Source organism: Sphingobium sp. D43FB (assembly GCF_002312805.1).
Lineage (GTDB): Bacteria > Pseudomonadota > Alphaproteobacteria > Sphingomonadales > Sphingomonadaceae > Sphingobium.
In genome coordinates this window covers 1-7,561 of the sequence record NZ_NMUA01000067.1, presented here as the reverse complement: position 1 = coordinate 7,561, position 7,561 = coordinate 1, and the positions used below count along the sequence as shown (strand labels likewise).

The 7,561-nt window shown below is 55.5% G+C and carries 5 protein-coding genes; 1 reads left to right on the top strand and 4 read right to left on the bottom strand.

From position 1 onward, the window contains the following. Positions 1-162: 162 nt before the first annotated feature. The 4 genes from SxD43FB_RS22530 to SxD43FB_RS24995 all read right to left on the bottom strand — a co-directional run bounded on the left by SxD43FB_RS22530 (position 163) and on the right by SxD43FB_RS24995 (position 5,266). Positions 163-2,286, bottom strand: a complete 2,124-nt coding sequence (locus SxD43FB_RS22530) for a GNVR domain-containing protein (RefSeq protein ID WP_096064034.1) — start codon at positions 2,284-2,286, stop codon at positions 163-165. Positions 2,287-2,360: 74 nt separating this feature from the next. Further along, positions 2,361-3,719, bottom strand: coding sequence for an outer membrane beta-barrel protein (locus SxD43FB_RS22525; RefSeq protein ID WP_096064033.1), 1,359 nt, complete (start codon positions 3,717-3,719; stop codon positions 2,361-2,363). Positions 3,720-3,834: 115 nt separating this feature from the next. After that, the gene (locus tag SxD43FB_RS22520) at positions 3,835-4,407 is read right to left on the bottom strand and encodes a polysaccharide biosynthesis/export family protein (protein ID WP_206378042.1); all 573 of its coding nucleotides are present in this window, start codon (positions 4,405-4,407) and stop codon (positions 3,835-3,837) included. A gap of 244 nt (positions 4,408-4,651) precedes the next feature. After that, on the bottom strand, positions 4,652-5,266 hold the full coding sequence (locus tag SxD43FB_RS24995; RefSeq protein WP_141249610.1) for a hypothetical protein: 615 nt from the start codon (positions 5,264-5,266) through the stop codon (positions 4,652-4,654). A gap of 304 nt (positions 5,267-5,570) precedes the next feature. Between SxD43FB_RS24995 and SxD43FB_RS22515 the strand changes: the two genes are divergently transcribed. Beyond that, positions 5,571-6,692 (top strand): IS110 family transposase, encoded by a 1,122-nt coding sequence (locus SxD43FB_RS22515; RefSeq protein ID WP_096064031.1) that lies wholly within the window; start codon positions 5,571-5,573, stop codon positions 6,690-6,692. The last annotated feature ends 869 nt before the right edge of the window (positions 6,693-7,561 follow it).

The following is a 7,561-nucleotide window of genomic DNA, read 5'->3' as shown; positions in this document are numbered from 1 at the left end:
TTCGTCAATCGACCACCACGACCGCCACAAAAACCAACCGCAGTCTGGATCAACCCACCGGCCAGGGACCGAAAGACGATAGCTTAATCTCCCGACCCGGCTGTCTCACAATCGTTGACACGTTCCGCCCGCGCAAAGGTCTCACAACTTTAAAAGGGCGAGCTAAGCGCTCTGATAATAGGAAGAATATTTCTTGGAATAATAATAATAGGCACCAACGGATTGGGAGCTAGTATCAACCATGGTAAAAATCGCTCCAACGAGGTTCGCTCCATCCGATTTGAGCCAAGAGGCTGCCGAACTGACTGCTTGAGTCGGGGTTGCATCCCATTTAATAGCAAGAATAACGGCATCAGCAAGCGCAGCTAGGAAGCGACCATCGGCTAGGCCGACCAAAGGCGGCAAATCGAGAATGATGGTCTCATATCGGGTGCTCAATTCGTCCAATATCTTGGGCATAAGATCATTGCCGAAGAGGTTCTCGGAACTGAAATACGGCTTTTGAACAATGATTTGATCCAGATTTTCAAGGCCGCTTTTCTGAATGGCTTCGTCCAATGTCGCTTCGCCATGCAAGAGTTCGACAATACCAGGGCCCGGATGGACATCGGTAATCTGGCGAAGCTGAGCGCGCCGAACATCTGCATCAACGAGTATCGTTCGGCCGCCATTTAGTGCCATCGTACGCGCCATGCCTAATGCTGTCGTAGTCTTGCCTTCGCCTGGCAAGGCGGACGTAAAGGCAATGATCTTCGGCGGCACTTCGCCCTTCACTCCCAGAATTGACGCGCGGGCGTTGCGAAGGGCTTCGGCGAATTGAGATGTGGGCTTGTCAATCAGCAGATCAGCAGGCCGAGACATTTTACGGACATTGGGTACTGCGGCAATCAAAGGTACGCCAATTTCGCTCTCGACATCCTCCACCGTGCGCATGCCCGATACCATCATCTCCTGCGCGGTAATAGTTGCGATCCCAACACCGACGCCGACAATCATTGAAAGGAGAATGAAAAGTGGCTTGTTTGGCCAATAAGGTGATTGAGGAGCCTCTGCAGTATCAATGATCTGAGCTTGCGCAATGGAATTTTGTGCAGCTTGACGCGATTCCAGCGCTGACTGAGCGAGGCGATCATAGGCCTCATGCTTACTATCGGCATCACGCTGCATGCTAGCCGCAATGACTGATGCACGAGCATTGGTCGATTGCTTTTCTTCCAAACGTTCCATCGCCATACGCAAGCTACTTGCGCGAGCTTCAGCTGCATCTGCATCAGCCTTGAGTGATCGGATGACACGCCCAGCTTCATCGCTCAATTGCTCATCAATCCCAGTCAATTGATCGCGGACCTTGATCAGATCGGGATGCCGACTACCATAGCGAACTTGCATTTCACCCATGCTCTGGACGAGCAGAGTCCGTTGCCGACGAAGGTCCTGTATGGTTGCTGAGTTACGTACATCTGAAACAGCGTAAAGATGGCCGCTCTTGACCTGCTGCTGTGCCGAGATCTGCTTTGAACGCGCTTCCGCGGCAACTGACTCCGCACTGGCCAATTGAACCGACAAAGGGCCCACCTGCTGATCCGTAATGGTGCCTTGATTATTCGAAGCACCTCTCACAATTCCAGCCTGTGCTTGATATTGAGCGACTTTTTCATCTGCAGCGCGGACCTCTGCGGCCAGTTCGTCCATGCGCTTTTGGATCCAGACTGACTGCCGCTCAGCGGCCCCAATCTTGTTGCCCACCTTATTGTCGAGATATGTGCTGGCATAGGCGTTAGCGATGCGTGCAGCTTTCTCAGCATCATGGGAATCGAAGCGGATCGCCATGATGTAGGTGAGCTTTTCACGGCCAACGCTTAAATGACTGCGAACTGCATTCGCGACAATCTCCAACTGATCTTCTTCGCTAACGGGGCCATTTTCCTTGCGAGCGGTGATTGGCCCGTTAAATTCTGGATCGTCGATGAGTTTGAGGCGCTTCACAACATCGCGTGAAATATCGAGGGAGTTGATCACTGCGACCTCGGTTTCGATCGCTTCGCTCGCGAGTTGAGCTTGCGCCTCGTTGGCGCTGCGGGCGAGGGGGTTGCGACTTGGATCAATCTGGATCCTCGTCACGCCTTGATAGGAAGGTGTGAGTTGCAGCGTCAGGGCGATGCCAAGGACGGTGATCACGCCAGCGACAATTGCCAAGGTGAGGTAACGACGTCGAAGGACCTCCTTCACGGACCGGACCACGTCCGCGAGCCGAGCCTCATATCCCGCTGTACTGGAAACTTTCATGTCAATCCCGATCCTTTGTCCCCACCACGCGGCCAGACTGCTGACACGTCACCCCGGAGGATATAGCCCTTGCCTTATCGTCTGATGCGCACTGACACAATCGCCCGAAACTCATCAAAAGCATTTCCTAAATTATTACCGTTCGGCGTGGATGAGCCATAGCGGATATTGCCACCAAAGCTCAGGCCTCGCGTCATCTGGAACCGAGCCGCAGCGCCAACAGAAATGACATCCGTCCGCTGGTCGAGTTCCTCATAACTGCGACGCGCCACGTCGCCGTCCAGAGTTAGAACGAGATTTTCCAGCAACTCATGATCGACCCGCATGGTGGCGCGGTTGTCTAGATAGGCACCCGCGCCACCAAGTCCGGCATCCTGAATTTGGCGTTGTGCAGTGAAGCCAACTGTAGTTAACGGAGTTGGGAAAAATTCTACTTTGGCCTGAACCGACAGTCCGGAAGCGTCCGGGTAAATTTCAGACTTATAGTCACGGCGACTATAGCCTGTACCTATGCTTCCCCGCATTAATCCAGCAAGGTCAAAATTAACACCGCCCACAAACATATATCCAGTCGAATCTCGATTCGCCTGGCCATTTGCTATCAATGCATCATATTCATTACGATCCAGAACAATCTGACCGTACATGGACAAGCTAGGAGACAGAGCATAGTCAATGATGCCAGTCAGGCGATTCATAGTCCGATCTCGCGAGCGCTGATCACGGGCAGGCCGATCAGCAAATGTCACGCTATTAAATGTATAGCTCGATCGGTCTACAGCACCAACCACCCGCGTGCGCCCAACACTATAACTCGCCTTCACATTTGCAAGTGTTTGAAGATAGCTCGACACATTGGTAGTATTATTGATGACATCGTCTGAAAATGGAGATTCAAAACGCCGCCCTACGGTACCAGAGGCTTCTATAGACAAATCCTGGGACACATCGAGACGACCTGATGCATCGATCTTCCATCCATTCTGATTGCGGACGGAGGCTTGGGCGTAGCGCCGCAGATCGCCGGTCGCTTCCAATATTAGTCGATGAACCGCCCAGTCAGAGGACACACGAAGATTAGGCTCGACTATGACAAAGGCATCACTCTGCCGATTGTCATTATCGTTATAAACGTTGTTCGTCACGCCCGGAGAAACGGTAAGTGACGGGTTGAGTATCCAGTTTCCCAGCCGATACCCCAAGGGAGCAAAATCGGGGTGTTGCCGTTCCAGCACGCTGACATTTCGGTCGCGCCCATAGTCTGGAGAGATGACAGGCTGAATGAGTGTGGTGGTCGATTGAGCATGCGCCATCGCTGGCACAAAAAGCGCTGATCCGTGTAAGCCCAACAACGCAAGACGACCAAAACAGCCACGCGTCGTTCTTCCACTGGAAGGTGCATGGCGATGCCTTGAACTCAATACGACCATCATCTAAGATTGCCGGGTGGCAGGGCGCTTGAGCCATTTTTGCTGAAATTGCCGCACTTGCCGACACCCGCTCGACAGTTGCAGCTTTTCTGTTCGCCCCCCACTGTATCAACCCCGATCAGAAATAGCGCTCCGCAACACGTAAGGTATCGCCAGGCCAGACTCGCAGATTTGGCGTAAGCTCATATACCTGCTCGACTTTCTCGCCAAAGCGCCGAATGTAAATGGTCTTCTTGGTCGCGCGCGGCGTGTAGCCTTCAGCTGTCGCTACGGCATTCATTACCGTCATGCCGCTTGCATAGGGGTATTGACCTGGAGCCTTCACCTCACCCAGCACAAAGAAGGGGCGGTAGGCAACGATCTCCATGTTAACTTTGGGGTCTCGCAGGTAGCCATTGGCGAGCAACGATTGGACCTGGACCGTAACCTGATCGAGCGTTTTGCTGACGACTGGTACATTGCCAATGAGCGGCAGCGACAGATCGCCGTCGGAACTGACCGAGAATTCACCCGACAGCGCGGGTTCACTAAAGACTGTCATACGTATTTTATCGCCAGCCCCCAAAGCATATGTTTCGGAGATGTCCGTACTGGCAACATAGCGATCTCCCGAAGAAATCAGCATGTCATTCTTCGCGCATGCACCAAGGAGCAACGCTGCATTAAGGAGAAGAAGGGCAGGAATCTTCACGCGTGCATTATCCTTGTGGATGCAAGATTTGCAGTAAGCCGTATAACGAAACGGCGATGGTCGCAAGATATACGCGTTCTAAATATCCGATTGATTCACGTTGCGTTGCCGCACAAAATGGCGGCTCCGTCGGCTGGAGGAAAAATCTGAATTGCCGATTGTATGCCGGTCACCCCATTGTGTCGTGCCGCCACGGAATGACTCGGTTTTCGACGGTCAATCCGGCGACCGGCTCGTCATCGTTTTATGGTCCTTCAAAGGCCCGCCGTGCCGAGGGCGAATGTTGTGACTTCATGATTGGGCGATGACGATGGCCAGTAACACGGCACACATGATCCATCAATGCACGAACCAGCGCCCGAACCTGATCAGCCTTGAAGCTGCCGTCGGAGTAGACACCGTCAGTTAGGTGACGTCGGTTCCACTTCCAATAAGGTGCCAGAATTTGCATCAGTCGGATCGTCTCGGCGCATTCGCAACCGAACCCGGTGACGTTGGCGTAGGCTAACGAGCGGTCAACGTGAAGGCCGACATGCCGAGCGCACCAATCGTCGGGGAAACCGACGTCCAGCAGATGGGATGACAAGCCGAGTTGCACGACGATACCGGCTGAATAGAGGAAATCGGGCCAGTCGCGGGGCACTTCGGGTACAAGAAGAGTCATAAATTCTTCGGCCCGGCGGTAGCGTACGCGGCTGAGCTCGCGCCCCTCCCGCGTGCGCCGAAGCTTGACCGGTTCGGCGCCGTAGGTCTCGCACAGGTCTGTGAGAGCGGAATTATCGTTTGTCGATGATATCAACGACGTTGGCGGCGTGGAACTCAATGCATGCTGTGATCGAGCAGGAACAAAATGGTTCATCGTTACCTCCGGTCCACATCGGGGCGGTCACGCGGGACGGAGGAGACCGATGCGGAACCGTCCCGAACTCCCGCACGCTAGGCGCGGGAGCCGCCGGAGCTGGTAACATGCAGATCACATGCGCTGCCGCCTTTCACCCGAAGGTTTGGACATGCAGATCACATGCGCTGCCGCCTTTCACCCGAAGGTTTGGACATATAGGGTCGTTGCGGTGGCGGCGACGTTGAGCGATGATATTGCCCGGACTCGGTCGAATATTGGCTGAGATCTCGCACGCATCACCACCAAACTTCAGGAGGCGACCATGGCTATCAAGGTCAAGCCGGACGAAGTGATCCGGCATGAAGCAGTATACAGCGTCGGTCTGGATGTCAGCCAGCGCAGCACGAGCATCTGTGTTCTCGATCCCGACGGCAAGACCGTGATGGAGGGGCAAGCAAAGACCAATCCGTTCGAGATCGGCCGCTATCTGCAAAAGCGGATGGAAGGACCGCTCAAGCTCGGCATGGAGACCGGCAGCCTTGCATCCTGGCTCTACCATGGCCTGCGCAAGATGGGCTTCGACATCACCGTAATGGATGCAGTCCATGCCCACCGGGCGCTGTCGCTCAAGCGTCAAAAGACCGATCGAAATGACGCGCACGGCCTGGCGGAGATGGTACGGCTCGGGTCAGACTGGATGAAGGCCGTGCACATCAAGGAGCAGGCGAGCCAGGAACTGAGAGTGCAGCTCGCTGCAAGGGCGCGTCTGGTGAAGCAGAAGATCGACCTTGAGAACGAACTTTGTGGTTTGCTGAAGCCCTTTGGCTTGATCGTGGCGCGCGGGAATGTCAGCGCCGACACCTTCCGCGATCGCGTTATCGACGCACTATGTGAGGCCCAGGACAACGGCTTCCATATCCGGCCGCTGTTGATGCCGCTACTCGACGTACATCGGATCATCGCCCAGCACATAGCGGAGGCCGACATGCGGCTTGAGATCGCGGCCAAGGCCGAACCGGTCTGCCAGCGCCTCATGACCGTCCCGGGCGTGGGGCCGGTCACCGCATTGGCTTTCCGCGCGACGATCGATGATCCGACCCGCTTCAAGAGCGCATCCGATGTAGCCGTCTATCTCGGCCTCACCCCGCGCCGATACCAATCGGGCGAACAGGACTATCACGGGCGCATAAGCAAGCGAGGGCACTCGCCGACCCGGCTTCATCTTGTCCAGGCGGCCACCGTGCTGCTTATCAGCGTCAAGCGATGGTCTGCGCTTAAGGCGTGGGGGGTGCGCCTCGTCAATCGCATTGGCTTCAACAAGGCGAAGGTGGCGGTGGCCCGAAAGCTCGCCACAGTGCTGTACAGGATCTGGCGTGACCAGAGCGAGTTCCGGTGGGGAAAGGCGACCATGGACCCTGCGGCATCTGCCGCGGCTACCAGTTAGTCGCCCCATCCACGGAACCTGGACGGGAGAATCCAATCCCGGACGGGCGTAACCTGCAGGAACGGCGGGTAGATGACCTTGAGCGCGTATTGTCGGGTCTATCCTTACGGAAGGCATACGGCGTTGTTGACATATGAAGGCATCACTCGTGGCAGAACCCTAAATGACGGCATCCGGCTATGCCTCCAGAAGAGGCTTTCACAATCAACGTCGGCATGACCTCGCAGAGAATAGTGAATCCTGCTCAACGCCCTTACGCACAACCACAAAAGGAAGAAATTATGAGAGACTGATCTTCACTCTTGACCACCGCAACGAGAGAATGCGCGGCGGCACCCCGGAAACCGAAGTGTCCGAGTTGCTTCACAGGCGGAATTACCAGTTCCGGCGCTGCCCTTTGCGCAGCGCCTTGGCACGCTAGCAGAGGCGCGTCCGCGCGCCAACGCTGACCGCGCAAGTAGCATGAGGATCGCACAGTTACGTCGATACACATGCGTCTCCTGGACACAGCAGGAAAGCGTGTGCTGCGCATCTTCGTTTGGCATGAAGCTGGTCAATCCGGCTTCGGCAGGTCGATACACGGATGGGAGCGCGTTCGACAGGTCTTTGGCGAGAACGCCTTGTACCTCAGAAGCGCCCGTAAACGAGAGCACATGATCCAAGCGGGCGTCAGTCCGCGGTCAGCGGCATAGTGCTCGACGTGTGCGTCGCCTCCGGGCCCCAAGGACGCGCAACAGCATTGTGAAGCGCCCCGGGTTTTCAGGAGGCAGTTTTCATTTGGCTATGCAGCCATATCGAGGTTCTCGAGGGCTGCATAGTAATTGTCTTCGGCCTCAGCGGGCGGGATGTGCCCGATAGGGCCGAAGAGC

Coding starts and splice junctions, on each gene's coding strand:
- SxD43FB_RS24995 (WP_141249610.1), bottom strand. CDS start 5,266: ATGAACCATTTTGTTCCTGCTCGATCACAGCATGCATTGAGTTCCACG.
- SxD43FB_RS22530 (WP_096064034.1), bottom strand. CDS start 2,286: ATGAAAGTTTCCAGTACAGCGGGATATGAGGCTCGGCTCGCGGACGTG.
- SxD43FB_RS22525 (WP_096064033.1), bottom strand. CDS start 3,719: ATGATGGTCGTATTGAGTTCAAGGCATCGCCATGCACCTTCCAGTGGA.
- SxD43FB_RS22515 (WP_096064031.1), top strand. CDS start 5,571: ATGGCTATCAAGGTCAAGCCGGACGAAGTGATCCGGCATGAAGCAGTA.